Annotated in this window: 20 protein-coding genes and 4 tRNA genes; 4 read left to right on the top strand and 20 right to left on the bottom strand. The window is 57.5% G+C overall.

Annotated elements, in window-relative coordinates:
- Positions 1–261: 261 nt before the first annotated feature.
- Together CSK29544_RS24805 and CSK29544_RS24810 are read right to left on the bottom strand one after the other, a co-directional pair.
- Positions 262–2,163 carry an Ig-like domain-containing protein gene (locus CSK29544_RS24805; RefSeq protein WP_239921447.1) on the bottom strand — a complete coding sequence of 634 codons (1,902 nt, stop codon included), beginning with the start codon at positions 2,161–2,163 and terminating at the stop codon, positions 262–264.
- The gene (locus tag CSK29544_RS24810) at positions 2,160–4,508 is read right to left on the bottom strand and encodes an Ig-like domain-containing protein (protein ID WP_239921450.1); all 2,349 of its coding nucleotides are present in this window, start codon (positions 4,506–4,508) and stop codon (positions 2,160–2,162) included. The genes CSK29544_RS24805 and CSK29544_RS24810 overlap by 4 nt, the downstream gene beginning before the upstream one ends.
- Before the next feature lie 582 nt (positions 4,509–5,090).
- On the opposite strand from CSK29544_RS24810, the gene CSK29544_RS03545 reads away from it, so the two are divergent.
- Positions 5,091–5,788 (top strand): IS1-like element IS1B family transposase gene (locus CSK29544_RS03545; protein WP_095033700.1). Its coding sequence is split into 2 segments (ribosomal slippage): positions 5,091–5,340 and positions 5,340–5,788, totalling 699 coding nucleotides; the frame shifts between segments, so codons are not numbered across the junction.
- 125 nt (positions 5,789–5,913) lie between these two features.
- Here CSK29544_RS03545 and CSK29544_RS03550 read toward each other — a convergent pair.
- The 17 genes from CSK29544_RS03550 to trxA all read right to left on the bottom strand — a co-directional run bounded on the left by CSK29544_RS03550 (position 5,914) and on the right by trxA (position 21,147).
- Positions 5,914–5,990 (bottom strand) — tRNA-Pro (locus tag CSK29544_RS03550).
- 36 nt (positions 5,991–6,026) lie between these two features.
- Positions 6,027–6,112 (bottom strand) — tRNA-Leu (locus CSK29544_RS03555).
- A gap of 22 nt (positions 6,113–6,134) precedes the next feature.
- Positions 6,135–6,210: transfer RNA gene (locus CSK29544_RS03560), tRNA-His, on the bottom strand.
- Between the two features lie 54 nt (positions 6,211–6,264).
- Positions 6,265–6,341: transfer RNA gene (locus CSK29544_RS03565), tRNA-Arg, on the bottom strand.
- A 102-nt stretch (positions 6,342–6,443) separates the two neighbouring features.
- Positions 6,444–7,829 carry a bifunctional threonine/serine APC transporter ThrP gene (thrP, locus tag CSK29544_RS03570; RefSeq protein WP_004387260.1) on the bottom strand — a complete coding sequence of 462 codons (1,386 nt, stop codon included), beginning with the start codon at positions 7,827–7,829 and terminating at the stop codon, positions 6,444–6,446.
- Positions 7,830–8,054: 225 nt separating this feature from the next.
- Positions 8,055–8,795 (bottom strand): lipopolysaccharide N-acetylmannosaminouronosyltransferase, encoded by a 741-nt coding sequence (wecG, locus tag CSK29544_RS03575; protein ID WP_029039575.1) that lies wholly within the window; start codon positions 8,793–8,795, stop codon positions 8,055–8,057.
- 15 nt (positions 8,796–8,810) lie between these two features.
- Positions 8,811–10,175 (bottom strand): ECA oligosaccharide polymerase, encoded by a 1,365-nt coding sequence (gene wzyE / locus CSK29544_RS03580; RefSeq protein ID WP_004386371.1) that lies wholly within the window; start codon positions 10,173–10,175, stop codon positions 8,811–8,813.
- A complete protein-coding gene (locus tag CSK29544_RS03585) occupies positions 10,172–11,248 on the bottom strand; it encodes a TDP-N-acetylfucosamine:lipid II N-acetylfucosaminyltransferase (RefSeq protein ID WP_007892197.1) in 1,077 nt (358 codons plus the stop codon). The genes wzyE and CSK29544_RS03585 overlap by 4 nt, the downstream gene beginning before the upstream one ends.
- The gene (wzxE, locus tag CSK29544_RS03590) at positions 11,245–12,495 is read right to left on the bottom strand and encodes a lipid III flippase WzxE (protein ID WP_007892198.1); all 1,251 of its coding nucleotides are present in this window, start codon (positions 12,493–12,495) and stop codon (positions 11,245–11,247) included. Before wzxE ends, CSK29544_RS03585 begins: the two co-directional genes overlap by 4 nt.
- 1 nt (position 12,496) lies before the next feature.
- The gene (gene rffA / locus CSK29544_RS03595; RefSeq protein ID WP_007892199.1) at positions 12,497–13,627 is read right to left on the bottom strand and encodes a dTDP-4-amino-4,6-dideoxygalactose transaminase; all 1,131 of its coding nucleotides are present in this window, start codon (positions 13,625–13,627) and stop codon (positions 12,497–12,499) included.
- Positions 13,628–13,632: 5 nt separating this feature from the next.
- On the bottom strand, positions 13,633–14,316 hold the full coding sequence (gene rffC / locus CSK29544_RS03600) for a dTDP-4-amino-4,6-dideoxy-D-galactose acyltransferase (protein ID WP_029039576.1): 684 nt from the start codon (positions 14,314–14,316) through the stop codon (positions 13,633–13,635).
- A gap of 21 nt (positions 14,317–14,337) precedes the next feature.
- Complete coding sequence (gene wecC / locus CSK29544_RS03605) at positions 14,338–15,600, bottom strand: UDP-N-acetyl-D-mannosamine dehydrogenase (RefSeq protein ID WP_004386379.1); 1,263 nt, start codon at positions 15,598–15,600, stop codon at positions 14,338–14,340.
- Positions 15,597–16,727 (bottom strand): non-hydrolyzing UDP-N-acetylglucosamine 2-epimerase, encoded by a 1,131-nt coding sequence (wecB, locus tag CSK29544_RS03610; protein WP_004386380.1) that lies wholly within the window; start codon positions 16,725–16,727, stop codon positions 15,597–15,599. Before wecB ends, wecC begins: the two co-directional genes overlap by 4 nt.
- A 57-nt stretch (positions 16,728–16,784) precedes the next feature.
- Entirely contained in the window at positions 16,785–17,834 is a 1,050-nt protein-coding gene (gene wzzE, locus CSK29544_RS03615; protein WP_004386381.1) for an ECA polysaccharide chain length modulation protein, read from the bottom strand.
- Positions 17,835–17,851: 17 nt separating this feature from the next.
- Positions 17,852–18,952, bottom strand: coding sequence for a UDP-N-acetylglucosamine--undecaprenyl-phosphate N-acetylglucosaminephosphotransferase (gene wecA, locus CSK29544_RS03620; RefSeq protein ID WP_012126056.1), 1,101 nt, complete (start codon positions 18,950–18,952; stop codon positions 17,852–17,854).
- Between the two features lie 250 nt (positions 18,953–19,202).
- Positions 19,203–20,462, bottom strand: a complete 1,260-nt coding sequence (gene rho / locus CSK29544_RS03625; protein ID WP_004386383.1) for a transcription termination factor Rho — start codon at positions 20,460–20,462, stop codon at positions 19,203–19,205.
- A gap of 355 nt (positions 20,463–20,817) precedes the next feature.
- Positions 20,818–21,147 carry a thioredoxin TrxA gene (trxA, locus tag CSK29544_RS03630; protein ID WP_004386384.1) on the bottom strand — a complete coding sequence of 110 codons (330 nt, stop codon included), beginning with the start codon at positions 21,145–21,147 and terminating at the stop codon, positions 20,818–20,820.
- 117 nt (positions 21,148–21,264) lie between these two features.
- Between trxA and rhlB the strand changes: the two genes are divergently transcribed.
- A complete protein-coding gene (gene rhlB / locus CSK29544_RS03635; protein ID WP_007872554.1) occupies positions 21,265–22,530 on the top strand; it encodes an ATP-dependent RNA helicase RhlB in 1,266 nt (421 codons plus the stop codon).
- A 5-nt stretch (positions 22,531–22,535) separates the two neighbouring features.
- Positions 22,536–24,020, top strand: coding sequence for a guanosine-5'-triphosphate,3'-diphosphate diphosphatase (gene gppA, locus CSK29544_RS03640; protein ID WP_007892208.1), 1,485 nt, complete (start codon positions 22,536–22,538; stop codon positions 24,018–24,020).
- 64 nt (positions 24,021–24,084) lie between these two features.
- Here gppA and rep read toward each other — a convergent pair whose 3' ends face one another.
- Entirely contained in the window at positions 24,085–26,106 is a 2,022-nt protein-coding gene (rep, locus tag CSK29544_RS03645) for a DNA helicase Rep (protein ID WP_007892210.1), read from the bottom strand.
- A gap of 118 nt (positions 26,107–26,224) precedes the next feature.
- Here rep and ppiC point away from each other — a divergent pair, with 118 nt between their 5' ends.
- Positions 26,225–26,506: a peptidylprolyl isomerase PpiC gene (ppiC, locus tag CSK29544_RS03650; RefSeq protein ID WP_001140255.1), complete on the top strand. Its 282-nt coding sequence runs from the start codon at positions 26,225–26,227 to the stop codon at positions 26,504–26,506.
- The last annotated feature ends 32 nt before the right edge of the window (positions 26,507–26,538 follow it).

A 26,538-nucleotide genomic window follows, 5' to 3' on the forward strand; every position in this document is an offset into this window, starting at 1 on the left:
TGGAATGAGCATCTACATTTCTATTGTAGCATTTATCGTGCCAGGTATGCAGCGTTTGTCTGCAACGGCTAACCCCTTGTTTCATCGCTACTGTGACCGGGGCCGTAGGCGCATTTCCCTGGCAGGCGCAGCCTTCAGGTGTCATCAAATAGCGACACGGTTTCCAGCCCGGCATCTTTCCTTATAGATATTAAAAACTTATATGTCTCCTCTGGGCGACACGTATAACGCCGAGTGTCGCTAAAACCCATCACTTCTCTCTTACATCAGTTTTACGTGGATATTTTCCTGAATCAGCAAATCGCCCAGCGTGTTGGTCGACCCCAGCGCGCTGTTGTGATAAACGTCGAACACATGATCGCCGATAGTCTCGACGCCGCTCACCGACCAGATGCCTGCCGGCGTATTAAGCAGCGTCACTTCACCGCCGTTGTCCCCCGTAATACGCAACGGCTCGTGAGAATCGTCTTTCAGATTCAGCGCGTTATCGAGATTCAGGGTCAGGCTGCCCTTGCCGCTGGTACCGAGATCGAGCACATCAATATGCGCCACTTTGAAACCGAGCTGCGCGAGGTTGAGCGTCTGCAGCTTGTCGCCGAGGGTTAAGGTATCGACACCCGCGCCGCCATCAATCCGGCTGAAATCCAGACTGTTGAGAATAAAGTGGTCGTTACCGTCAGTGCCTGTCAGCGCCACGTCGCTGATGAGCAGCGGCTCAGCGAACAGTCCCATCAGCGCGGGTGGCGCCACGCCGTTCTGCAACTGCACTGTATGCTGTGTGGAAACCTGATTACCGGCGTCATCGCGCGACGTAATATCGAGCGTATAGCTCCCTTCGGGCTGGGCCAGGGCATCGGGTGAGATCGCCACGCTCCAGCTACCATCGCCAAGCACCGTTGTTGTCAGCGTGACGCTGCCAAAGAGAACAGTCACCTCCGCGCCGGGTTCGGAATCACCGCTGATAACCAGCCCGCCGCCTGCGATCTCCGTCTGATCGATAATGTCATCGCCAGTCACGGGTAACACATCGACCGTGGGGATAACGGTATCGACGGTAGAGAAGGTCTGCCGGCTGCCCGCGTTACCCGCCACATCGGTTACATCCACGCGAATCGGTACTGCGCCCTGCGGCAGCGCCTGAAGCTGTGTCGGCGTTAGCGTCACGCTCCAGGTGCCGTTGCTGTTAATGGTGGGCGTATAGGCGATGCCGCCAATAGTGACCGTCGCTGACTCCACCAGTGCGCTGGAATTCAGCCCCGTGGTGCCGGTAATCGTCTGATCCGTTTGTGATTCCGCCTGGCTCAGGAAGCCATCACCATACGCAAGCGTAATGGTCGGGGCGGGCAGCGTCCTCAGCACGCTGACTGGCGCGCTGTCGCTGCCGCTGTTGCCTGCGGCATCCGTCTGGGTTGCGCTGAGCGTATAATCGCCATTCGGCACAGAGCCCAGCGCGCTGGCGGGCAACTGCACGCTCCAGGTGCCGTTCGCCAGCACCGTGGTGTTATAGGTAACGCCGTTAAGCGTCAGCATTAATGGCAGGTCGGCTTCACCGGTGCCGGTGATCGTCACGCCGCTTTGCGCCTCCGCCTGATTGATGTAGCCGTCAGCAGCCAGCGGCTCGTTAATCGTGATAACCGGCGCGGTGAAATCAATCGTCAGCGGCACCGTCTCCGTGACGATATTTCCCGCGTCATCTTCAGCGGTGACGACCATGTCATAAACACCATCCGCAAGCGATGCCAGCTGCCCTGCGGGAATATTGATACTCCAGTTGCCGTTACCGGCGGTCGTCACCGGGCCGTAAGTCTCACCGTTTAAGGTAAACGTCACGACGCTGCCCGGATCGGACATGCCGGAGACCGCGATGACGCCAGCCGCCTCGGTCGGGTTAATCAGGTTGTCGCCGGTCACGTCATTGACCGTCAGCGACGGCGGTACGAAATCGGCGCTGAAGCTGTTATTTCCGTTGCCGCTATTGCCTGCGGTGTCGGTCACCGTCACGGTGATGGGAATTTGCGAACCATCGGCGGGCATCGCCTGTAAATCCGCCGCGGGCACGGTGATCTGCCAGGTGCCGCTGGCATCAAACGTGGCGGTATAAGTGATGCCGTTAATCACGACTTCCACGTTTGCCGCGTGGGCGGTGCCTGTTGTGCCCGTCACGATTGCGGTTGCTGGCCGTCAGCGAGCGCCTGAAGGTCTGCCGCAGGCAGATTCACGGTCCAGTTGCCGTCCGGCTGAACGGTGGTGGTGTAATCCTGACCGTTAAGCGTCACAGTCACCGTCCGCCCGGCGTCTTCTACCGATGCCGTACCGCTCACCGGCACATCTCCCGCAATCTCCAGTGAGTTGATGATGTCGTCGCCCGCGACAGGGTTTACGGTAAGCGTCACCTCGGTATCAACCGTGACCGTGCTCCCCGCCACGCCGCGGTTACCCGCCGCGTCACTGGCGCTGACGGAAATGGGCACATCGCCCTGAGGCAGCGCCTGCACATTCGCCGCCGGTATCGTCACGCTCCAGCTACCGTCGGCCCCGGCGGCCGTCACATAGGTCACACCGTTGATGAGCACACTAACGCTCTGGCCGCTCTCCAGCCCGCTACTGGTGCCGCTCACTACCACATCCGCGCCGCTCTCCAGCGCCGTGATGATGTCATCGCCGGTGACCGGCGTAACGGCAAGCGTCGGCGGCGTGGTATCCACATCGAATGATTGCTGCGGCGCAGCACCGAAGTTCCCTGCGCCATCGACAGCAACCACGGTTATCGTTATTTCGCCATCCGCAAACTGCTGAAGCACATCGGGCGGCAACGCCAGCTGCCAGTTGCCGTTCTCATCGACGGTCGCCAGATAGTTATTACCGCCCGCCACGGGATCGACATTCAGCGACCACTTGCCATCGCTGCCCCGCACCGGCGTGGCGTGGCTGAGCACATCCAGCCCACCGATGTTGACGATCACCCCCTGAGAGCCGCCGAACGCGCCGGTTTTCCCGGTGAGCAGTTGCGTGACTTTGGTGTCGTTATTGTTCAGCAGATCGTCGCCAAACGGCGTGTTGAGTGTCGGCGCGGGCGGCGTCAGCGCCATGGTTACGGTTTCGCTGGTGGTGCCTGTATTGCCGGCAGCGTCTTTGGCGGTGACGGTGAGCGGATAGTTGCCGTTTGCCATGCCATCGAGCGCATTAGCAGGGATTTGCACGCTCCATTTGCCGTCAGCCCCCGTCGTGGTGGTGTATTGCTGATTGTTATAGCTCACGGTGATTTGCGCGCCGGGCTCAGAGGTACCGTTGATCGCAATGGGCAGTTTGCTTTCAACGGCATTCACAAGATTGTCCCCTGTGAGCGGTAACACGGTAACCGGCGGCGGAATGGTATCGACCGTGGCGATAATCGTATTACTGCCGGTATTGCCCGCCGCGTCGGTGACGATAACGCTTATCGGCAGTTCACCCTGCGGCAGCGTACTGAGCTGGGCAGGCGTCAGCGTCAGGCTCCAGTTGCCCTGGCCGTCGACCTCGACCGGGTACGAGACGCCGTTTATCACGACTACCGCGCTTTGGCCCGCGCCGGTAATGCCGGTCGTGCCATTGATGGTCTGGTTGCCCTGGCTTTCGGTCAGCACCAGCATATCGTCGCCAAATACCGGGGCGATTTGCGGGTCGGGCAGGAATTGCGCCGCGACATCCAATGACGATTCGGCGCTGATGGTATGGCCGGCGGTATCGGTCGTGGTCACGCGCACCGGCAGCGGACCGTCCGGGAATGCCTGCACGTCGGCTGCCGGAACCGTCAGCGACCAGGTATTATCCGCCGCAACGGTAGTGGTGTAGGTTTTGCCGTTAATCGTCACCGTGACCGTCGTGCCAGGGGCCACATTGACGGTCTGGCCGCTGACCACCAGCGCGCTTTGCGCTTCCTGGGCATTCAGCATGCCGTCGCCGGAAAGCGTATTGAGTTTGATGGTGCCATTGCTGCCGCTGTTCCCGCCATTGTCGCCGCCCCGGTCGCTACCGCCACCGCCACCGCCGGAACCTGCCGCGGCAATCACGCCGCCGAGCGCCACCGCGCCGAGAATTGGCCCCAGAATAGCCATCGTATGACTGTCGCCGATAAGCAGCGGCTCAATGCTGTCTACCGTCTGATATTCCGGCGTCAATCCAGGCGCGCTGGCGGCCATCGTTTCATTCGAGGGAAAGACGGCATGAACCGGCGGATGTTTCCCGTCATCAAATAATAATTCGCTGTGATAGCCGTCCTGCTCGGCAAAATAGTTTTTACAGACGACGGTACTGCCGTTTTGCATATGCAGAATTAGGTCATCGCCCTGCCGTTCGTAATGCAGCACCGCATCTGGCGTTGCCTGAATACGCACTACGGAAGGCTCCGACAGTATTAATGTCCGGGTGCCCTGCGCCTGTACGGTGGTAATTAATTCGCCGCCATGGCGCGCCAGCGTTTGAATGGTTAATGCCTGCGCGGTTGCACTGCCATCGAGAATTGTTGCCATAACCCCTCACTTATTTTTGTCACGTATGTCAAAACAGAACGTTCCGCAAACAACGGGAAGAGAAAAACGGGCTGTGCTCAGAAAAGGCGCACAGAGCAGGGAAGACGGCAACGCGAGGAAAATTCCAGGCATTCAGTCCCGACGGCTTAATTTCAGATATGTAATAGGTGTAATGGGTGTTGGGAAAATTTCAAATGGTCTAATTAAAAATTAGCAGTCAATTAATTCATGAGGATTTGCGCAGGGTTCTTTTAAAATCAATGCATTATATTTTTTCGCTCATCACCGAAAATTATATAAAAGCAATCTGGCTAATATTAATTGGCAACCACCAATCTTAAAGGCGGCTAAAATTAACAATGCATCACCAAAAATAAATCATTAATCATAAAAAACCCTCATTTCAAAATAAAAAGTGGTCAATAAAGCGCAGCGGCAGATTTAATCATTAGCACAGAAACTGATTAATAACGCTAAACGAATTTTGTGAGCGCGATTACAGTACGGCAGGCAGATAACAACACGAGGGTGATGCTGCCAACTTACTGATTTAGTGTATGATGGTGTTTTTGAGGTGCTCCAGTGGCTTCTGTTTCTATCAGCTGTCCCTCCTGTTCAGCTACTGACGGGGTGGTGCGTAACGGCAAAAGCACCGCCGGACATCAGCGCTATCTCTGCTCTCACTGCCGTAAAACATGGCAACTGCAGTTCACTTACACCGCTTCTCAACCCGGTACGCACCAGAAAATCATTGATATGGCCATGAATGGCGTTGGATGCCGGGCAACCGCCCGCATTATGGGCGTTGGCCTCAACACGATTTTCCGCCATTTAAAAAACTCAGGCCGCAGTCGGTAACCTCGCGCATACAGCCGGGCAGTGACGTCATCGTCTGCGCGGAAATGGACGAACAGTGGGGATACGTCGGGGCTAAATCGCGCCAGCGCTGGCTGTTTTACGCGTATGACAGGCTCCGGAAGACGGTTGTTGCGCACGTATTCGGTGAACGCACTATGGCGACGCTGGGGCGTCTTATGAGCCTGCTGTCACCCTTTGACGTGGTGATATGGATGACGGATGGCTGGCCGCTGTATGAATCCCGCCTGAAGGGAAAGCTGCACGTAATCAGCAAGCGATATACGCAGCGAATTGAGCGGCATAACCTGAATCTGAGGCAGCACCTGGCACGGCTGGGACGGAAGTCGCTGTCGTTCTCAAAATCGGTGGAGCTGCATGACAAAGTCATCGGGCATTATCTGAACATAAAACACTATCAATAAGTTGGAGTCATTACCCAACACGAGAAGTGTTTAAGAAACGAGAAAAGTTTCTGGAAAAATAAAGTACGGAAGTAAAGCGGCAGGAGGCGGAAAACAAAAAACCTCGCCGAAGCGAGGTTCAAAAGTGGTCGGCGAGAGAGGATTCGAACCTCCGACCCACTGGTCCCAAACCAGTTGCGCTACCAAGCTGCGCTACTCGCCGTATACTGCTTTTTGACTTTTTTGTTCAATCAAGTAGTGGTGCGAGGGGGGGGACTTGAACCCCCACGTCCGAAGGACACTAACACCTGAAGCTAGCGCGTCTACCAATTCCGCCACCTTCGCATCGCCACAAACTCTTAAATAATGGGGTGGCTAATGGGACTCGAACCCACGACAACTGGAATCACAATCCAGGGCTCTACCAACTGAGCTATAGCCACCACTGTATTCTTTCACGCGGTATTAAAACCACCGCAGCTCAAGCGCCGGTTAAATGGCGCGCCCGACAGGATTCGAACCTGAGACCTCTGCCTCCGGAGGGCAGCGCTCTATCCAGCTGAGCTACGGGCGCGTAGCGCCGTTGCGGGTGGGGATACTACGGACTTCGCGCCCTGCTGTCTAGTGCTTTTTTGAAGAAAATGCGCGTTTGGTTATGCTTTGCGCATTCTGGCGGTTATCCGTCCACTTTGGGGGTCGAACCGTAGCGATCGAACCCGAAAAGCTTATAAATAACGCTCACCAGTACCAGGAAAATCGCGCCGACAATCAGCGACATCCGCGTATCGTCGTTGAATCCCATGCCCACCAGCACGCAAACCAGGAACGCCATCGTCAGGTAATTCGCCCACGGGAACAGCACGGAGCGGAACGGATGCGAGGCAATCGCCGCCTGGTGCGTCTGGCGAAAGCGCAGCTGGCTAATCAGGATAACAAACCACGGCACCATACCCGGCAGCACGCTGGCGCTGTAGACATAAACAAACACGCGCTGCGGATTCGGGATAATGTAGTTCAGGCACGAGCCCACCAGCAGGATAACGATGGAGAGCGCGACCCCCGCCACCGGTACGCCGTTGCGGGAGACTTTGCCCATCGCCGCCGGTAACTGGCGGTTTTTCGCCAGCGCATAGAGCATACGTCCGCAGCTGTACATGCCGCTGTTGCAGCCGGAGAGCGCGGCGGTCAGCACCACGAAGTTGATAATGCCTGCCGCGGCGGTGATGCCGATTTTTGCGAAGGTCAGGACGAACGGGCTGCCGTTGCTGCCAATCTCATCCCACGGGAAGATGGTCACGATAACGAAAATCGCGCCTACATAGAAAATCAGGATGCGCCACAGCACTTTGCCAACCGCGCTGCGCAGCGTCACCTGTGGGTTTTTCGCTTCGCCCGCGGTAATGCCAATCAGCTCAACGCCCTGGTATGACGCCACGACGATACAGAGTGCTGTCAGAAAGCCTTTCCAGCCGCCGGCAAAGAAACCGCCGTGCGAGGTGAGATTGCCGAAGCCAATGGCATGTCCGCCGTTGCCGAAGCCAAAGAAAATCACGCCAAGCCCAACCACGATCATGACGATAATGGTGGTGACTTTAATCATCGCGAACCAGAACTCGATTTCGCCATACAACCGCACCGCTGCAAGGTTCGCCAGCGCGACCAGCCCCACGGCAATCAGCGCGGGTATCCACTGCGCCATCTCCGGGAACCAGAACTGGACGTAAACCCCGATGGCGGTGATTTCCGAAATACCCACTGCCATCCACATAAACCAGTAGGACCACGCGGTGAGATAGCCGAAAAACGGGCTCATATAGCGGTGCGCGTAAACGGCGAACGAACCGGTTACCGGCTCAAGGAACAGCATTTCGCCCATAGAGCGCATAATGAAAAAGACGAACAGCCCGGCGATGATGTAGGCCAGCAGCACAGACGGCCCCGCCCATTTCAGCGTGCTGGCGGCACCCATAAACAGTCCCACCCCGATAGTGCCGCCGAGCGCAATCAGCTCGATATGTCGGGCCTCCAGCCCTCGCTGTAGTTCCGGTTTATTCTCTGCCATAGATCCTCTGTGTTGTGTTTCACGTGCGTCCAGGTGAACCTGGTTATTGTGATGGTGAATAACGACGCGCCTGCGGGCAGCGTAACCCTGCCGCGTCCCGGCAAGGGGCGGGCGAATGGTTCCGCAATTTGAGAGAAATGGCAAATAATGCGTGGTAAAAATGCGCTTACTGCTCAATAAATCATCAGAAGAGAAACGGCGGCGTCGGCAGACGCCGCCTCAGGATTAGAGCCTGCCGGTATAGTGCCAGCCCAGATAGCGCAGCAGGCGCAGCTGGCGTTTGAGACGGCTCGGCTGGGAGAGCAAACGGTAGAGCCATTCCAGCCCCAGGTTTTGCCACGCTTTCGGCGCGCGTTTCACATGGCCCGTGAACACATCGTAGGTGCCGCCGACGCCCATATACAGGGCGTCAGGGTGAACGAGACGGCAGTCGCGCATAAAAATCTCCTGGCGCGGCGAGCCCATCGCCACCGTGACAATCTGTGCGCCGCTGTCGCGGATGCGCGCAAACAGCGCCGCTCGCTCCTCTGGCTTAAAATAGCCATCCTGCGCGTCGACAATATTCACATTCCACTGCCGTTTGAGCTTTTCGATAGTTTGCGCCAGCACCTGCGGCTTGCCGCCCACCAGAAACACCGGCGTACCTTCGCGTCCGGCGCGCGCCATCAGCGCCTCCCAGAGATCGGCCCCCGCCACACGCGACACTTTCGCCTGCGGATACTTTTTACGGACCGAACGCACGACGCTAATGCCGTCGGCATATTTAAACTCCGCCGCTTCAATCAGACTGCGGACTTCGGCATCCGCCTCCAGCGCCAGCATCTTCTCGGCGTTAATCGCCACCAGCGTGCCGTGGCGCAGCGAGCCATCGGCATAGAGATAATCGAGCGCGTGTTGCATATCGCGCCACCCCAGCAGCGGCAGCCCGCGAAGCGTATAGACCGGGGCGGTGACCTGTTCAGACATCATATTCCCTTAACCTTAAAGCGTTTCCGTTGGCGACAGCGGCGCGGCACGACGACGGCGCGGCTGGATAAGCCCTGCGCTATCCAGCAGCCAGTAAATCAGTTTCGCGACGACCAGACAGGCGCCGAAGACCACCATAAAAAAGATCACGCGCGACACGAACGCATCCAGCCCTTCGCGAGCCAGCACAATCATGTTGAAGATAGCGCCAAAGCAGAAGCTGTGCAGAATCGCGGCCTTATAGCGGTTCGGTTCATGGTTGCCGCGCTCATACAGCCAGTCGAACCATTTAATAATCAACCCGACCACCACCGCGCCAGGCGGGATAAACCACACGCCGCCCATCACGACCAGCGAGCCAAGCAGCGTCGGGGAGATAGCCAGCCCCGAGTGGTTATTCAGCACTTCCCAGGTGAAATAGTTAGCGGTGTTGAGCACGATATGCGGCCTGTCAGGCCAGACCCATGACGGAATAAACACATAGAAATCGCGCGCAATCGGTGCCAGCCCCTGAAACTCAATGTCACCGTAGTGTTGCAACAACAGCGCCAGGTTTTCCCACGGCGAGAAGGTGTCACGCGTGAGGTAAAGAAAGGTGTAAAACGCTTCGTCGCCGCTGACGTTAAGCCCATAGCGCTTCAGCGCCAGCCAGAACATCCCGACAATCCCCATCACGCCTGCCGCAGCCAGCATGCCAGGCGAGATCCAGCCGCGAATAATGCCGATAAACAGGAAGATTGCGAACGCAATAATGATATTGGCGCGCGTGCCGCCGACAATCATATACGTCAGCAGGCCGAACCCGACGGTGCTGACGAGGAAAAAGAGCCACGCGCGGCTGCTCTGACGCAGGAAATAGACCACCAGCATCGCCGGTATAAAGAAGTAGAAAAAGCGCTTCAGCGCCACGCCGGAGACTTCGCTGGAGAAAATCTGGCTGTAGGAGTGCAGCCGGAACAGCAGAAAGCCGTTATGCATAAAGAAAATGCCGACGCTCACCAGCGCGACCGCCATCATGACCATCCACGCCAGATGGGTTTCAACGCGGTTCATCGTAAACAGCCCGCCGCCGGAGGACGCTGCCTGCGCCCGCGCCGTCCGCAACCGCGTTTTGTAGGTGACGTAATAGACCGCGTAGAAACAGCCCGCCGAAAGCAGCGCCTGCAACAACACTTCCGCAGGCACCACCGCCACGTTAAAGCGAAACACCAGAATGCTAGTCAGCGGAAAGCCGAAGAAAAACGTCAGCAGGAACAGCAGCGAGAAAAAGACGTTAAAGTTAAACCGCACCCGGCGGAACTCAAACCAGGTCAGCGTGCCGATAAACAGCGTCGCCAGCAGCCAGACGATAAACAGGCCGCTGAATTGCAGTAAGCTCATGCCACTTCTCCTGAAGCGATACGCAGCGCGCGGTGCCAGCCGGCCAGGTAGTTAGGCTTAAAGAACGCGATTTGCGATTTATCGACCATCTGCAACTGACGCTGCGCCTCGCGCACCGTCACCTCGTTAAGCTTATCGCCGGTAAACAACACCGGCAGATTTTGTTCCACCATATCCTGCCAGAAGGGGTTTTCGCGGCTCAGCACGCACGGCACGCCCGCCTGAATGAGCAGGCACAGCGTGCCAATCCCCTGCTGGCGCGCAAAAATGAAATACCCGAGATCGCACTGGCGCAGCAGCGTCAGATACGCGTCGAAATCGAGCTTTTCACGCAGGATGTTAAGGTTTTCCGGGCTGAACAGCGTCTGCCCGGCTCGCGTCACTTCGTCTATCCACGCGTCGTTATTCGAAGGATATCCCATCGGCACAATCACATTGACGTTATCACCAAACTGCTGATGCACCGCCTGCAACGCCGCGATATGGTCATTGCTCCGATCGCCGGAGTTGCCCACCAGAATCGTTAACTTGCCGTCACGCTCAGGCGGCGGCAGCTGGTTTAACCCTTCATCCATACGCGTCGGGAAATAGAGCAGCTCGCCCGGCACGCCGGGATGACGCTTCGCAAAGTGGCTGAGATCGCCACGCGTGGCGAACACATGGCCGACGCGCCCCTGCGCCAGACGGCGCAGCCGGTAAAAGAGCTGAAACTTCAGGCTACGCGAAGCTTCGTAGAGATCCGCGCCCCAGATATGCCAGCTCACCTGCGCGGGCTTCAGCCCGCCGCCAAGCAGCGCCAGCCACAGCGGCGCATTAAACTGGCCATGCAGAAAAAAGCGCTGCTGGCGGTTTTCACGCGCCAGCGCCACCACAGCGCGGGCGAGCGATTTTTTATCGGGATAAATGCTCAGCGAAAGCGCCGGGTACTGCTGACCGAGTTGTTCATCGGCGCTCACCACCATAAAGCGGCGCGCCTGTTCATTGGTTTCGGCCAGTTCATCGTTAAAGAAACGCAGTACCGTCTGGTTATGATGGGGAATATCGGACCCCAGAACGTGAATCAATGCTGTCATGTCTGTCTGCGCCAGAGTAAAAATACGCCACAACAGAGGGCGAAATAGACAATATAGGTCGCCATATAGGCCTGGGCCGCGCCCGCCGCGCCGTGCGCCGGGATCAGCCAGTATGAAAAGCTGGTTAATAAAGCAAACTGGCTGACTTCCGTCAAAATATAAAAGCGCAGCGAGGCTTTCGCGATAATCAGATAGCCAAAGACGTAAGCGCCCACTTTCAGTACATCGCCCACCAGTTGCCAGGCGAAGAGGTCACGCATCGCGGTAAACTGCGGCGAGAACAGCAGCCAGATGGCGAAATCCCGCAGCAGCCAGACCGCGAAGCTCGCCGTCGCCACCGCAGGTAGCACAAACTTCAGCGCGCGTCCGATTTCGCGGGTGATGTCGCGCTTCGCCTCAAGGCGGGAGAGCGTAGGCAGCAGCCAGACGCTGAATGACGCGGTGATAAACTGTAAATAGGCGTCGGAGATACTGCTCACGCCCTGCCAGATGCCGACGGCATCCCACCCGTAACGGGCGGCCAGCAGGTTTCGCATCATCACATACGCGACCGGCAGCGTTACCGCGGTCATCAGGGCCATCAGCGTGAATTTACCGAGATGGCGCGCCAGCGGGCCGTCCCAGGACGGTTTCAGATAGCGCAGCGGCACATGCTCGCGCCGCATCAGCATCCAGACCGCCGGGATGGCGACCAGCGCAGGCACCAGCGCCAGGCCCAGCAGCGCGCCTTCATACCCGCCGAGACGAAAACAGGCGTAATACGCCACCACCCCGATAAGACTGCCGATAATCAGCGCCAGCGCGTTGCCCGCCGCGTCGCGAAAGCCTTTGATAATGGCGAGCGTGAGGTTAGCCCAGGCGATCCCCATCTGGATAAAGGCCACCATGCGCACCACGTTTTCATAGCGAGCATGGCCAAACAGGCCAACGCTAATCGGCCCGGCCGCCAGCAGAAAAATCACCGCCAGTAACGTCGAGAAGCTCAGCACCATCGCCGATGCCGTGCCCGTGACGCGCTGCAGCCCGGCGGCGTCATGCTGATGCTGCGCGACCAGTTTCGTCACGCCGTTGAAAATGCCCGCCCCGGCTAACACGCCGAGCACCGTAATCAGCTGGCGGAAATTCCCCGCCTGCCCGACGCCCGCAGGGCCAAACGCGACCGCCAGCAGTTTGACGACCACGAGCCCCGCGCCGATTTTGATAAGCGTGGACCCGGCGGTCCACACGGAAGCTTTAGCGAGCGACATATCAGCCGAAATAGCTCAGCAGCGTATTGATCACCGTGCGCTGGTTAACCGGCGCGAGGTTAAAGAAAAGCGGCAGGCGCAGCAGGCGTTCGCTCTCGACGGTAGTGAAGCGGTCTTCGCCATGGAACTCGCCGAATTTTTCGCCCGCCGGACAGCCGTGCAGCGGAATGTAGTGGAACACCGCCAGGATTTCGGCCTCTTTGAGGTAGGCAATGAGCTTGCTGCGGTCGTCGATATCGCGAAGCTTAATGTAAAACATATGCGCGTTATGGCGGCAGGTCTCGGGGATCGACGGCAGCGTGATGCGCCCGGCGTGCGCCAGCGGGGCGAGCGCGTCGTAATAGGTTTGCCACAGCGTCAGCCGCTGCTGGTTAATGCGGTCTGCCGCTTCCAGCTGCGCCCAGAGATAGGCGGCCTGTAAATCGGACATCAGGTAGCTGGAGCCAATATCGCGCCAGGTATATTTGTCCACCTGACCGCGGAAGAACTGGCTGCGGTTGGTGCCTTTTTCGCGAATGATCTCCGCGCGCTCTACCAGCGCCGGATCGTTAATCAGCGTCGCGCCGCCTTCGCCACCGGCGGTATAGTTTTTGGTTTCATGGAAGCTAAAGCAGCCGATGTGGCCGATAGTGCCGAGCGCCCGGCCTTTATAGGTCGACATCACGCCCTGCGCGGCGTCTTCCACCACATAGAGTTGGTGCTTTTCGGCAATCGCCATAATGGTGTCCATCTCGCAGGCCACGCCCGCGTAATGCACCGGCACGATGGCGCGGGTTTTATTGGTGATGGCCGCTTCAATCCGCGTTTCATCGATATTCATGGTGTCCGGACGCACATCCACAAAGACGATTTTCGCGCCGCGCAGCACAAAGGCGTTAGCAGTGGAGACAAACGTAAAGCTCGGCATGATCACTTCATCGCCCGGCTGGATGTTCAGCAGCAGCGCCGCCATCTCCAGCGACGCGGTGCAGGACGGCGTCAGCAACACTTTTGGGCTGCCGAAACGCTGCTCCATCCACTGCTGGCAGCGGCGGGTAAAACCGCCGTCGCCGCACAGCTTGCCGCTGCTCATCGCAGACTGCATATAGTCGATTTCCGTGCCAACCACGGGCGGTGCGTTAAATGGGATCATGATAGTTACCTGTATAACCAATAAGCGGTGCTTTCGATGTTGCCGCCGCTGGCAATATAGCGGCGCAGCGCGGCGCGGTTGCCCGCCTGCGTCGCAACCCGCAAGGTATAAAGCCCGCGCGTGACGCACCAGTGGCGCGCCGCCTGCATCAGGGCTTCTCCGGCGCCGCGACCGGCCAGCAGGCCGATACGGGCTTCTTGTTCGTTAAGCGCGCGCAGCGTCACGAAACCGCGCAGCGCTCCCTGCGGCGTGCGCAGGATAAGACATTCGTGATCGAACGCGCCTTTAACCGCGTTTTCGACCCACTGCGCGTAAAACCGTCCGCTGGCGTCAGGCGCATACCAGGGCGCGCGAAACCGACTCATGGCAAACTCCTCCGCCGCCGCGTCGCGCAGCAGCGGAATATCATCGGGCGTGGCGGTGGTTATCTGCGCGTCGCGCGCGGGCGCATCAGGCGTGAGTGTCAGCGCGAAATCCACTTCGCCCTCCACCAGCTGAAAGCCGAGCTGCGCCAGGCCGTCCAGCAGATCGCAGCGGGCTGCGGGCACTTTCGCCTGCACGCGCGACCAGGCGTCTAATTGCGCCACGTCTAGCTGTGGCGCGGTATCAGAGAAACGGACAATCGCGCTGTCGATGCCGAAAAAGTGGCTCTCCCACTCAAGAGGATCAAGGGTGGCGTGGACGTGCACGGAGCAGCTCCAGCAAAGGGTTCACCGCCAGACGCCTTTGGTGTCGACGACCCAAGTGTGATTGAGCGTCGAGCCGTCAATCGCTTTGAACTGCTGATGATCTACCAGCATCACCAGCACGTCGGCCTGCGCCAGCGCGTCATCAAGCGCGCTCAGTTTGCACTTGCCTTCAAGGCGTGTCGGCAGCGTATGGATGTTGGGCTCGACGACCAGCGTTTCACCGCTGTGCCAGTCGGCGATAAGTTCAGCGATTTCCATCGCCGGGCTTTCGCGTAAATCATCGATATTCGGTTTAAACGCCAGGCCAAAGCAGGCGATTTTCACTTCGCTGGCGCGGCGGTTGGTCGCAGCGAGGCAGTCCGCCAGCGTGCTTTTTACCTGCTGAATCACCCAGTGCGGTTTGTGGTCGTTCACTTCACGCGCGGTACGGATGAGACGCGCCTGCTGCGGGTTCTGCGCCACGATAAACCACGGGTCGACGGCGATGCAGTGGCCGCCCACGCCCGGCCCTGGTTGCAGGATATTTACGCGCGGATGGCGGTTCGCGAGGCGAATCAGCTCCCAGACGTTAATGCCCTGATCGGCACAAATCAGCGACAGCTCGTTGGCGAACGCAATATTCACATCGCGGAAGCTGTTCTCGGTGAGCTTGCACATCTCGGCGGTGCGGGAGTTAGTGACTACACACTCACCTTCCAGGAAGATTTTGTAGAGTTCGCTGGCGCGCGCCGAGCAGACCGGCGTCATCCCACCAATCACGCGGTCGTTTTTAATCAGTTCAACCATTACCTGGCCCGGCAGCACGCGCTCCGGACAGTAGGCGATATTGATATCCGCCGCCTCGCCCGCCTGCTGCGGGAAGCTGAGATCCGGACGCAGCGCCGCAAGCCATTGCGCCATCTGTTCGGTCGCGCCGACGGGCGACGTGGATTCCAGAATCACCAGCGCGCCTTTACGCAGCACCGGCGCGACAGATTCCGCCGCCGCCTGCACGTAGGCCATATCCGGCTCGTGATCGCCTTTGAACGGCGTGGGAACGGCGATGAGATACGCGTCCGCTTCAACGGGTGTTGTGCTGGCGCGCAGGAAACCGCCTTCCACGGCGGTTTTGACAACCTTATCGAGCTCTGGCTCGACAATATGAATTTCACCCCGGTTAATGGTATCGACCGCGTGCTGATTAATGTCGATGCCGATGACCTGTTTTTCACGCGACGCGAATGCCGCCGCGGTGGGTAAACCGATATAACCCAGACCAATCACCGAAATGGTATTAAAACTCATAGTGATACCCGATTATTTTTAAGTGCATGTAATATCCGTTCGCATGCCTGCCCGTCGCCATAAGGGTTATGGGCGTGGCTCATGGCCTGGTACGCCGCCTCGTCGTGCAGCAGTCGCGTCACTTCGGCGACGATACGCTGCGTGTCCGTGCCCACCAGACGCACCGTGCCCGCCTCGACCGCTTCCGGGCGCTCGGTGGTTTCTCGCATTACCAGTACTGGTTTGCCAAGCGACGGTGCCTCTTCCTGAATGCCGCCGGAGTCGGTCAGGATCAGCCAGGCGTGGTTCATCAGCCAGACAAACGGCAGGTACTCCTGCGGCTCAATCAGCACTATGTTGTCGATGTGGCCCAGGATACGGTTGACCGGCTCGGTGACGTTGGGGTTGAGATGTACGGGATAGACAATCTGGACATCGCGGTTTTGCGCGGCGATATCCGCCAGCGCGCGGCAAATCTGCTCGAATCCTTCGCCGAAACTTTCGCGGCGATGGCCCGTTACCAGGATCATTTTCTTGTCGCCATCGAGGAACGGGTACTGCGTTTCGAGGCGCAGGCGCAGCGGTTCATCCGCCATCACGCGATCGCGCACAGCGATTAGCGCATCGATAACGGTATTGCCGGTGACAAAAATCCGCGCGTCCGGAATGTTCTCGCGCAGCAGATTCTGGCGCGACAGTTCGGTCGGGGCGAAGTGGTACATCGCCAGATGACCGGTGAGCGTACGGTTGGCCTCCTCCGGCCACGGCGAATAGAGATCGCCCGTACGCAGCCCCGCTTCAACGTGACCGACGGGAATACGCTGATAAAACGCGGCCAGGCTGGTCGCGATGGTGGTTGTCGTATCGCCATGCACCAGAACGACATCCGGACGAAATTCGGTCAGAATCGGTTTCAGCCCTTCCAGAATGCGACAGGTGATCTCGGTAAGCCCCTGTCCAGGCTTCATGATGTTCAGATCGTAATCCGGCACAATGGAAAAAAGATGCAGCACCTGATCCAGCATCTGCCTGTGCTGAGCGGTGACGCAAACCCGGGTGTCGAACGCGGGATCCTGTGCCAGCGCATGAACCAGCGGTGCCATTTTGATGGCTTCTGGTCGCGTGCCAAAAACGGTTAGTACTCTCACAACGATTCTCTTCAGTTGGCGATGAAGGCGACGCGCGCCTTCATTCAGGACGCGTGCTTATGCGGTGCGACGGCGGCGGACCAGAGCCACGCCAGCGCCAGTCAACGCCCCAACAGCTCCCCACATGATCATCAGAAACGCGCGACGTGGGCTGTCGCGTTTAACCGGCTCTTCCGGTGTGCGCAGATAGCGATAGGTCTGAAAGCGCGGATCCAGCGTCGGCCCGACGTTCAGCGTCGCCAGCATCGCCCGGTTCTGGTCGTAGTCGATGTCATAGGTCGGTCCTACCGCCTGGAGGTTTTCCAGACGCGCCTGCAACAGCGGGCGACCCAGCATAAACAGTTCAGAATCCGGCAGCTCATCTGCGGGAACATCCGTTTCGCTGCGAGAAATATTGTGTTGTTCCGCCACCTGTAACGCCTGCTGAACGTTATGCACGCGGCGATCGAAAATCGATTTCGCGACGGCCTCCTGACGTTTCACCTGCGCTTTCATCTGCACCGTACGCGCCGCCCAGGCACCTTTCAGCTCATCATTAAGATGGCTGGCGGCACGCTGGCTGGCGAACGCGATGTACTGACGCAACAGGTTGTTGGCATCCGGCGCGGTTTCGGCAATCAGTCGAATGTTATCGTTTTGATTACGGGTGACGTCGCCTGCGGTGAACTGGATGTTGTCGATAAACTCATCCAGCAGCGCGGCGTCGGCTTTGCTGTTGCCGACCCGGCGCTGCTTGTAATAGTCCGTCTGCGACCAGAAATCGCGGCGGGTATCCCAGGCGGAGAGTTGCATGATGAATTCTTTATAGGCGTCGTCCATCACCGAAGGCTGGTCCACCGGCGTCAGGTTGGCTTTCGCATCCAGATTACGCAGGAACTGCTGCTGCGAATAGTAGCCGCCCAGCATATTGACGGTGGGTCTGTCGGTGATGGCCATCGCGCTCCACTCCTGGCGCGCGAAGAATGTGTAAGTGAGCGCGACCAGCGCAAACAGCACGGCCATGCCGACTATCCAGAATTTCCCTGCCCACAGCGTTCGGAACAGACCACGAATATCCAGTTCATTATCTGCCACTCCTGGCGGAGTGCCCGGCACTTTTTGATTCATCACGTCCCCGTTTTTCTTTAATTAGCGGTGGGCTTGTTGCTTCCGCGCTTGATACGACGCTTAACGCGTTTGATGAAGCGCGCCACTTTCCATGCCCGTTTGATACAGTAGCCGTAGAAGAAAAATGCTAGCAAGAATAATGCCAACATTACCCACTCAGGGATAATATGGGCCGCGTATTCTGACGCCACGCCAATACCGGCCAGCAGCGCGGCGGCGAGCGTAATAAGGACAAACGCCTGGCGAGAAGTAAAACCGGCGCGCATGATCAGATGATGAATGTGCTGGCGGTCCGGTGAGAACGGGCTCATGCCTTTACGCAGACGACGGTACATGATGGCTATCATGTCCATCAGCGGAATCGCGATGATCCAGAGCGCAGTCACCGGGCTAATCGGATGCGTTTTCCCCTGGGTGGTTTCCAGCAGGATCCAGATAACCGTAAACCCGATGAGCGTACTGCCCGCATCGCCCATAAAGACTTTATAACGCCGCCCAAACGCGCCGAGGTTTAGCAGGATGTAAGGGAGAATGGCGGCTATCATGGCAAAGCACCACATCGACAGGCTGGTCTGCCCGTCAAACCACAGGATCATCCCGATGGCCGCGAAAGAGACGCACGACAGGCCGCCCAGCAGGCCATCGATACCGTCGACCATGTTGAAGGCGTTAATCGCCGCCCAGACGGCGAACAGCGTGAGGAAATACCCAAACGGCCCCAGCACCATCTCCCACGAGCCGAAAATGTACCCGAGACTTCGCAGGTAGAGCCCGCCCACTGTCATCATGACCACGCCGATAACGGCCTGGATCACGGCGCGAATTTTTACGCTAATGTCATAACGGTCATCCAGCGCGCCGACAAACACCAGCACCCCGGCGCTGGCGAGATATAACGCTGCATGAGGGATGTAGTAGTCCGCGATGAAAAAGGTAAAGCAGATGCCTGCGTAGACGGAGATGCCGCCCACGAGCGGGATAAGCCCCTGATGGCGCTTACGGAAGTTGGGTTTATCAACCAGACCCACTCTTTTGCCGATCTTTCGTGCGAAAAAAAGAAAAACAAATGTGAATAAAAAAATACTGAGTAGCTCAGTACCAACGGTAACTAAATTCACAGTGTGCGCTCTCTGCAAACGTTAAGTCCGGAGGAAGTATAACTGCGGCAGTCGGGCTTTCTAAGCACTCCTCCGCCCCTCATCCCTGAACAGACTAATTATTATTCAGTAAGATAAACATAGCTCAGGCCAGATAAAAACTGACGCGCCTCTACTGAAAATCGCGTAAAGATCACGCCCGTTGCCTATCGTATAGAGCAACAAAGAAAAACGCCACGTCGTGACGTGGCGTTCCCCGAGTTTCCGCTAACTACGAACGTTTCATCATATCGAAGAATTCGTCGTTAGTTTTGGTCATCGCCAGTTTATTGATGAGGAATTCCATCGCATCAATCTCACCCATTGGGTGAATGATTTTACGCAGGATCCACATTTTCTGCAGTTCTTCCTGCGTCGTCAGCAGCTCTTCTTTACGGGTACCGGAACGGTTGTAATCGATAGCCGGGAAGACGCGTTTTTCCGCGATCTTACGGGAGAGATGCAGTTCCATGTTACCGGTGCCTTTAAACTCTTCATAGATAACTTCATCCATTTTAGAGCCGGTATCAATCAGAGCAGTCGCAATAATGGTCAGGCTGCCGCCCTCTTCCACGTTACGCGCCGCGCCGAAGAAACGTTTCGGACGATGCAGGGCGTTGGCGTCTACACCACCGGTCAGCACTTTACCGGAGGCCGGCACAACGGTGTTGTAAGCGCGCGCCAGACGGGTGATGGAGTCGAGCAGAATGATAACGTCTTTTTTATGCTCAACCAGGCGCTTGGCCTTCTCGATCACCATCTCGGCAACCTGAACGTGGCGGGAAGCCGGTTCGTCGAACGTGGACGCAACCACTTCGCCTTTTACCAGACGCTGCATCTCGGTCACTTCTTCCGGACGTTCGTCGATAAGCAGTACCATCAGCACGCAGTCCGGGTGGTTATAGGCGATGCTCTGCGCGATGTTCTGCAGCAGCATGGTTTTACCGGCTTTCGGCGGTGCCACGATGAGACCACGCTGACCGCGGCCAATAGGCGATGCCAGATCCAGGACACGTGCGGTCAAATCTTCAGTCGACCCGTTGCCGCGCTCCATACGCAGACGCGAGTTGGCGTGCAGCGGCGTTAAGTTTTCGAACAGGATCTTATTACGTGCGTTTTCCGGTTTATCGAAGTTAACTTCGTTCACTTTCAACAGCGCGAAGTAGCGCTCGCCTTCTTTCGGCGGACGAATCTTACCGGAGATGGTATCCCCTGTGCGGAGGTTGAAACGGCGGATTTGGCTGGGAGAAACGTAGATGTCGTCGGGACCGGCGAGGTAGGAGCTGTCTGCAGAACGGAGGAAGCCAAAGCCATCCTGCAATATCTCCAGCACACCGTCGCCAAAGATATCTTCGCCACTCTTCGCGTGCTGCTTCAGGATGGCGAAAATAATATCCTGTTTGCGCATGCGGGCCAGGTTTTCCAGTCCCATATTTTCGCCGAGAGTAATCAGCTCAGAAACCGGCGTATTCTTTAATTCGGTAAGATTCATAGTGGTGGGTTCTTAAACTCGGGGTAAATCTCGAACGTAATGTTGTGAATGGTATGGCAGGGTCATCCATGCCTGTTAACGGGCTTCATCTCATGTCTGTTCGTTGCCTGGTTGCAGGTAAGGAACGCAGAACTGAAACGACAAGACGGAATGAGCGATAAGTCCCGGAATTAATGCTCTTCTCGCCTACCGGTCTCGGTATTGACATTGTCACGGGCGGGAAGCGTCGGGTATTACAAGATTCAAACTAAAAGGTAAGTTTAAATTGAAGTCAAAAATTAAGTTAGCATGACTGAAGCCGGGCGTCCAGCGGTCCTGAATATTTAGGAACCGTGATCGCCCCGGCGGGGAACCATTACGCCAGGTTGGCGTCGAGGAACTCTTTCAGTTGGCCTTTAGACAGCGCACCGACTTTGGTCGCCGCTACTTCACCGTTCTTGAACAGCAGCAGAGTCGGGATACCACGGATGCCGTATTTCGGCGCGGTGCCCGGGTTCTGGTCGATGTTCAGCTTGGCAACCGTCAGTTTGCCCTGATATTCATCAGCGATTTCATCAAGGATAGGGGCGATCATCTTGCACGGACCACACCATTCTGCCCAGAAATCAACCAGCGTCAACCCGTCCGCTTTAAGTACATCCGTGTCGAAACTGTCGTCAGTCAGGTGAATAATTTTATCGCTCATGTTTTACTCCAAAGATTAGGCCTGTCATGTTGGTGTAGCATTAACCAACATAAGGTTGACTTTATTTCACCGGATACGCTTTCGTAAAGCAATAGTTAGCTGATATTCTACCACACTATGAGCAAAACACACTTGACTGAACAGAAGTTTTCCGACTTCGCCCTGCACCCTGTTGTAGTTCAAGCCCTTGAGAAGAAAGGGTTTTATAACTGCACCCCTATCCAGGCTCTGGCACTCCCGTTAACGCTCGCGGGCCGTGACGTTGCAGGGCAGGCGCAAACCGGTACCGGCAAAACGATGGCGTTTTTAACGTCAACGTTTCACTATTTACTCTCTCACCCTGCGGCGGAAAATCGCCAGGTGAATCAACCGCGCGCCCTGATTATGGCGCCGACCCGCGAACTGGCGGTGCAGATTCACTCCGACGCAGAGCCGCTGGCTGAAGCCACCGGCATTAAGCTTGGTCTCGCCTACGGCGGCGACGGCTACGACAAACAACTGAAAGTGCTGGAAAGCGGCGTCGATATTCTGATCGGCACCACCGGCCGTCTTATCGATTACACCAAACAAAACCACGTGAACCTGGGCGCTATTCAGGTCGTGGTGCTCGACGAAGCCGATCGCATGTACGATCTGGGCTTCATCAAAGACATCCGCTGGCTGTTCCGCCGTATGCCGGCTGCCACAGAGCGTCTCAATATGCTCTTCTCCGCCACGCTTTCTTACCGCGTGCGCGAACTGGCGTTTGAGCAGATGAACAACGCAGAATATGTCGAAGTCGAGCCGGAGCAGAAAACGGGCCACCGTATTAAAGAAGAGCTTTTCTATCCGTCTAACGAAGAGAAAATGCGCCTGCTCCAGACGCTTATCGAAGAAGAGTGGCCGGATCGCGCCATTATTTTCGCGAATACCAAACACCGCTGTGAAGACATCTGGGGCCATCTGGCGGCAGACGGTCATCGCGTCGGCCTGTTGACTGGCGATGTGGCGCAGAAAAAACGCCTGCGTATTCTGGATGAATTCACCCGCGGCGATCTCGATATCCTGGTCGCAACGGACGTCGCGGCGCGCGGCCTGCATATTCCTGCCGTCACGCACGTCTTCAACTACGACCTGCCGGACGACTGCGAAGACTATGTGCATCGCATCGGCCGTACCGGTCGTGCGGGTGCCAGCGGCCACTCCATCAGCCTTGCCTGTGAAGAGTACGCGCTGAATCTCCCGGCGATTGAAACCTATATCGGCCACTCCATTCCGGTGAGTAAATACAACCCGGATGCGCTGTTAAGCGAACTGCCGCCGCCGAAGCGCCTGTCGCGTCCGCGTACCGGCAATGGCCCGCGTCGTTCCGGCGCGCCGCGTAACCGTCGTCGTACAGGATAAACGCTATGCCCGGCACCTCCTCACTGTATGCGGCAATCGACCTCGGTTCGAACAGCTTTCATATGCTGGTGGTACGTGAGGTGGCCGGGAGCATTCAGACGCTCACGCGTGTGAAACGCAAGGTCCGCCTCGCGGCGGGCCTCGGTGCCGACAATGCGCTCTCGGCGGACGCCATGGAGCGCGGCTGGCAATGTCTGCGTCTGTTTGCTGAACGGCTTCAGGATATTCCCCCGTCGCAAATCCGCGTGGTCGCCACCGCGACGCTGCGCCTTGCCACTAATGCCGATGTGTTTGTCGCCCGCGCCCAGGAGATCCTCGGCTGCCCGGTCCAGGTGATTGCCGGTGAAGAAGAAGCCCGCCTGATCTATCAGGGTGTGGCGCACACCACCGGCGGCGCTGACAGGCGTCTCGTTGTCGATATCGGCGGTGCCAGTACAGAGCTTGTCACCGGCACCGGCGCGCGCGCGACCTCGCTCTTCAGCCTGCCAATGGGCTGCGTGACCTTTCTTGAGCGCTTCTTTACCGACCGCAGTCTCACGCAGGAGCATTTCGCCAGCGCCGAACAGGCCGCCCGCGACATTCTGCAACCGGTTATCGCGCAGCTGCGCGGTCAGGGCTGGAAGATCTGCGTCGGGGCCTCCGGCACCGTACAGGCGCTGCAGGAAATCATGATGGCGCAGGGAATGGACGAGCGCATTACGCTTGCGAAACTTCAGCAGCTCAAGGCGCGCGCTATCCACTGCGGTCGCCTGGAGGAGCTTGAGATCGAGGGCCTGACGCTTGAGCGCGCACTCGTTTTCCCAAGCGGCCTCGCCATTCTTATCGCGATTTTCAGCGAGCTGGAAATCGAGTGTATGACGCTTGCCGGCGGCGCGCTGCGCGAAGGGCTGGTGTACGGCATGCTGCATCTTGCGGTGGATCAGGATATTCGCAATCGCACGCTGAAAAACATTCAGCGGCGTTTCATGGTGGATATCGCCCAGGCCGGGCGCGTGGCGCAGCTGGCGGAACGTTTTGCCGTCAGCGTTGAACGTGAATGGGCGCTGGACGATCTCAGCCGTGCGCTGCTGCACAGCGCCAGCTTACTGCATGAAGTGGGCCTGGCGGTCGATTTCAAACGCGCGCCCCAGCACGCCGCTTACCTGGTGAATAATCTGGATTTGCCGGGCTTTACGCCCGCGCAGAAAAAGCTGCTGGCGACGCTCTTGCTGAACCAGACCGGTACGGTCGATCTCTCCGCGCTGCAACAGCAAAACGCCGTCCCGCTGCGCGTGGCCGAGCGTCTGTGCCGGTTGCTGCGTCTGGCGATTATCTTCGCCAGCCGTCGGCGCGACGACATGCTGCCTGACGTTACACTCACCGCGCATGACGACACGCTCACCGCATCGCTCCCGCAGGACTGGCTTTCCGTTCACCCGCTGGGCGCGGAGATGTTAGAGCAGGAACAGCTCTGGCAGAGCTACGTACACTGGCAGCTCGACGTTAAGTAACGTTTAGTGCATAAAAAACCGCCTCCAGGGGCGGTTTTTTACTGTCAGCCCGATGGGTAACGCCTTATCCGCCGCGCGCTTTCGCCAGCATCGCTTTAATGTTCGCGACATTTGCTTGGCCTTTTTGCATCCGCTCCTGCGGCGTCACCACTTTGCGCTCGGTCTCCCAGTGTAAGTCGTCCTGTGGGAGTTCGAGCAGAAAGCGGCTCGGCTCGGGACGTACCAGCTCGCCATACTGACGGCGCTCTTTGCACAGCGTAAAGGTCAGCTCTTTCTGGGCGCGCGTAATGCCCACGTAGGCGAGGCGTCGCTCTTCGTCGATATTGTCTTCATCAATGCTGCTCTGATGCGGCAGCAACCCCTCTTCCATACCGACCAGAAACACATACGGGAATTCCAGCCCTTTCGAGGCGTGCAGCGTCATGAGCTGTACCTGGTCGAGCTCTTCATCGCTTTCGCCGCGCTCCATCATGTCGCGCAGCGTAAAGCGCGTGACCACCTGCGTCAGCGTCATCGGTTCGTCGAGATCGGTGCCTTCGAGCATCTCCGTCATCCAGCTAAAGAGCTGGTTGACGTTCTTCATGCGCATCTCTGCCGCTTTCGGGCTGGGCGAAGTTTCAAACAGCCAGGCTTCGTAATCGATACCACGAATGAGATCGCGTACCGCCGCAACCGGTTCACGCTCAGACAGCACGGCCACTTCCTGCAGCCAGCTTGTGAAGCGCGTCAGCGATTCGTAACCACGCCCGGTCAGCGTCTGGGCAAGGCCCATATCAAAACTGGCGGTGAACAAACTTTTATTACGCTGATTCGCCCACTCGCCGAGTTTTTGCAGCGTCGCCGGGCCGATTTCGCGTTTCGGCGTGTTCACGATGCGCAGAAAGGCGCTGTCGTCGTCCGGGTTGGTCAGCACGCGCAGATAGGCCAGCAAATCTTTGATTTCCGGGCGCGAGAAGAACGACGTACCGCCGGAAATACGATACGGGATGCGGTTTTGCATCAGCATCTTTTCAAATACGCGCGACTGATGGTTGCCGCGATACAGGATGGCGTAATCCTTGTACTGGGTCTTATTAATAAAGTGATGCGCGATAAGCTCGCCGGTAACGCGCTCCGCCTCATGATCTTCATGATTGGCCGTAAGGACTTTCAGCTCGGTGCCGTAGCCCAGCTCGGAAAAGAGTTTTTTCTCGAAAACGTGCGGGTTATTGGCGATAAGAATGTTGGCGGCTTTCAGAATGCGCCCGGAAGATCGGTAATTCTGTTCAAGCTTAATCACCTGGAGCGCCGGGAAATCCTGGCTTAACAGCACCAGGTTTTGCGGGCGAGCGCCGCGCCAGGAGTAAATCGACTGGTCATCGTCACCCACCACCGTAAAGCGCGCGCGGCTGCCCACCAGCAGTTTTACCAGCTCATACTGGCTGGTGTTGGTGTCCTGATATTCATCCACCAGCAGGTAACGAATGCGATTCTGCCAGCGTTCACGCACTTCTTCATTACGCTGCAACAGCAATGTCGGCAGCAGGATCAGATCGTCAAAATCGAGCACATTGCAGGCTTTCAGATGGGCGTCGTAAAGGCTGTAGCAATGCGCGAAAATGCGCTCACGTTCGCCGATGGCGCGTGCAGCGGCCTGCGGTGGGCTTAGCAGATCGTTTTTCCAGTTCGAGATCGTGGAGATCAGTTGCTGTAACAGCACCTTATCGTTTTCGACCAGCCCTTCGGTCAGCTCTTTGATAAGCGCCATCTGATCGGTATCGTCAAACAGCGAGAAATTGGATTTCATGCCCAGCGCTGCGTACTCACGCTTGATGATTTCCAGGCCCAGCGTGTGGAATGTAGAAATCATCAGGCCACGTGCTTCTTTGCGCCCCAGCGTCTGGGCCACACGCTCTTTCATTTCACGCGCGGCCTTGTTGGTAAAGGTGACCGCCGCAATATGGCGCGCCTGATAGCCGCAGCCGCGAATCAGGTGCGCGATTTTGTTGGTGATGACGCGGGTTTTACCGGAGCCAGCGCCCGCCAGCACCAGGCAGGGGCCAGTGACGAATTCGACGGCTTGTTGTTGGGCGGGGTTCAGACGCATAAATTACTCAGTGAAAGTCAGAGGAGAAAGCGGCTCCCCACAGCAGGTACGACAGTACGAAGGGAGAAAAACGCGTGGTAGTATAGCCAGCGTTATCAACCCCACTCAAGGCACGATCATGGCAAAAACAGCAGCAGCACTGCATATCCTTGTTAAAGAAGAAAAACTGGCACTGGATCTGCTGGAGCAAATTAAAAATGGCGGCGATTTTGAAAAGCTGGCCAAGAAACACTCCATTTGCCCGTCGGGCAAAAAAGGCGGCCATTTAGGCGAATTCCGCCAGGGCCAGATGGTGCCGGCTTTCGATAAAGTGGTGTTCTCCTGCCCGGTGCTGGAGCCGACCGGCCCGCTGCATACGCAGTTTGGCTACCACATTATCAAGGTGCTGTACCGTAACTGATAAAAAGGCCTTCTCAAAGAGAAGGCCTTTTT

This window comes from Cronobacter sakazakii (assembly GCF_000982825.1).
GTDB classification, from domain to species: Bacteria; Pseudomonadota; Gammaproteobacteria; order Enterobacterales; family Enterobacteriaceae; genus Cronobacter; species Cronobacter sakazakii.

Excerpts from the sequence above, each read along its gene's own strand:
- wzzE (WP_004386381.1), bottom strand. The coding sequence starts at position 17,834 with ATGAATCAAAAAGTGCCGGGCACTCCGCCAGGAGTGGCAGATAATGAA.
- rffA (WP_007892199.1), bottom strand. The coding sequence starts at position 13,627 with ATGATCCCATTTAACGCACCGCCCGTGGTTGGCACGGAAATCGACTAT.
- rep (WP_007892210.1), bottom strand. The coding sequence starts at position 26,106 with ATGCGTCTGAACCCCGCCCAACAACAAGCCGTCGAATTCGTCACTGGC.
- CSK29544_RS24810 (WP_239921450.1), bottom strand. The coding sequence starts at position 4,508 with ATGGCAACAATTCTCGATGGCAGTGCAACCGCGCAGGCATTAACCATT.
- wecG (WP_029039575.1), bottom strand. The coding sequence starts at position 8,795 with ATGTCTGAACAGGTCACCGCCCCGGTCTATACGCTTCGCGGGCTGCCG.
- trxA (WP_004386384.1), bottom strand. The coding sequence starts at position 21,147 with ATGAGCGATAAAATTATTCACCTGACTGACGACAGTTTCGACACGGAT.
- rho (WP_004386383.1), bottom strand. The coding sequence starts at position 20,462 with ATGAATCTTACCGAATTAAAGAATACGCCGGTTTCTGAGCTGATTACT.
- rhlB (WP_007872554.1), top strand. The coding sequence starts at position 21,265 with ATGAGCAAAACACACTTGACTGAACAGAAGTTTTCCGACTTCGCCCTG.
- wecC (WP_004386379.1), bottom strand. The coding sequence starts at position 15,600 with ATGAGTTTTAATACCATTTCGGTGATTGGTCTGGGTTATATCGGTTTA.
- ppiC (WP_001140255.1), top strand. The coding sequence starts at position 26,225 with ATGGCAAAAACAGCAGCAGCACTGCATATCCTTGTTAAAGAAGAAAAA.
- CSK29544_RS03585 (WP_007892197.1), bottom strand. The coding sequence starts at position 11,248 with ATGACAGCATTGATTCACGTTCTGGGGTCCGATATTCCCCATCATAAC.
- thrP (WP_004387260.1), bottom strand. The coding sequence starts at position 7,829 with ATGGCAGAGAATAAACCGGAACTACAGCGAGGGCTGGAGGCCCGACAT.
- gppA (WP_007892208.1), top strand. The coding sequence starts at position 22,536 with ATGCCCGGCACCTCCTCACTGTATGCGGCAATCGACCTCGGTTCGAAC.
- wzxE (WP_007892198.1), bottom strand. The coding sequence starts at position 12,495 with ATGTCGCTCGCTAAAGCTTCCGTGTGGACCGCCGGGTCCACGCTTATC.
- wzyE (WP_004386371.1), bottom strand. The coding sequence starts at position 10,175 with ATGAGCTTACTGCAATTCAGCGGCCTGTTTATCGTCTGGCTGCTGGCG.